The sequence below is a fragment of the Haladaptatus marinus genome, assembly GCF_051194195.1.
Genome location: NZ_JBLZNK010000016.1, coordinates 1 through 1,445 on the forward strand (window position 1 = coordinate 1; position 1,445 = coordinate 1,445).

Sequence of the window (1,445 nt, forward strand, 5' to 3'; positions counted from 1 at the left end):
GTACTTCCACCCATTCAGATTGCCAACCTACTGGATCACTCGGTAAAGAGTGCCGCCAGGTCTCGGTGATGCACTTGAGCCCCGATCATTTTCGGCGCCGCAAACCTCGGCCGGTAAGCTGTTACGCTATTCTTAGAGGGTAGCTGCTTCTAAGCTCACCTCCCGGCTGTTTAGGGCTTGCGACCACCTTCAATCGCACTTAGCGCATACTTGGGGACCTTAACCCAGCTCTGGGTTGTCTCCCTCACGGTACACAGGCTTACCCCGCGCACCGGATTCCTTGCGTCGACGACGTTCGTAGGTTTGGAGTTTGACAGGGAGGCCGACTCCTCTCGGAGGCGGCGTTCCCAATCGGTCGCTCTACCCCACGAACTATCTCAGCAAAGGTCATGCTTCGACATGTTTCGGTTGGAACCAGCTGTTGCCGGATTCGATGGGCCTTTCACCCCTACACATAGGTCACGAGAGGGTATTGTAGGACACCAACTCTAGCAGGCCTCCACGTGGCTTTCGCCACGCTTCGCCTTGCCCATGCGTAGATCATCCGGTTTCGGGTCGTACCCAATTGACTCCCCGCCCTTGAAGACGGTGACCCTCACACAAAGTGCTGCGGTCGTATTGGTTTCCCTGTGCCTGCCCCGATACTCGGGTTAGGCTCGCCAATTTGGTACACTCCCTGGCTCGTTTTTCAAAACGTACGACAGAACATCGGCTCCCAACAGTTCCTACTGCGGGTTTGCACCCGGGTCGTTTTCTGTTGGGCCTTGTATGCCCTGTCGCTCCATCGCCACTTGATTTCAGGCCCTATTTCACCTCTCTTTTCGAGGTGCTTTTCAGCGTTCGCTCACGCTACTTGTTCGCTATCGGTCTCAAGACGTATTTAGTCTTCGCGGTCGATGCCCGCGAAATTCACGAGGGATTTCCGACCCCCGCTACTCGGGAACTGACGCACAACATAGTGGTCTATCGTACGGGATTGTCACCCTGTTTCATGCTCCGTTCCAGAAGACTTCTGATAGAGGTTCTGTTGCTGGTTGTCAGTCCGTACACCACATTGCCCGAAGGCTTCGGTTTGGACTGTGTCGTGTTCACTCGCCGTTACTAGCGACATCGCGTTTGCTTTCTTTTCCTACCGATACTGAGATGTTTCAGTTCTCGGTGTTCCCCATTGCGCGAAGCAATTGCGGTGGGGATTCCCATTCGGAAATCTGCAGTTCTTAGTCTCCGTGCGACTCCCTGCAGCTTTTCGCAGCTTGGCACGTCCTTTGTCGGCGCTTGAGCCGAGCCATTCACCAAGTGGCACAGTAGCCACGTAATAATTGGATTGGATTCACTGTAATAACTCACGTAATGTGAGTCCAGTGGACGCCTGGATTGCACGTACATACGGTTGTCATTGCACGACACAGTGGTCGCTGAGTGCGTGCGTCGAACCCTTCCCAACC

The 1,445-nt window shown here is 54.5% G+C and carries 1 rRNA gene; it reads right to left on the reverse strand.

Annotated features, from left to right (window positions below):
* A 23S ribosomal RNA gene (locus ACN2TU_RS26890) occupies positions 1–1,317 on the reverse strand; the annotation flags it as partial.
* Between the last annotated feature and the right edge of the window lie 128 nt (positions 1,318–1,445).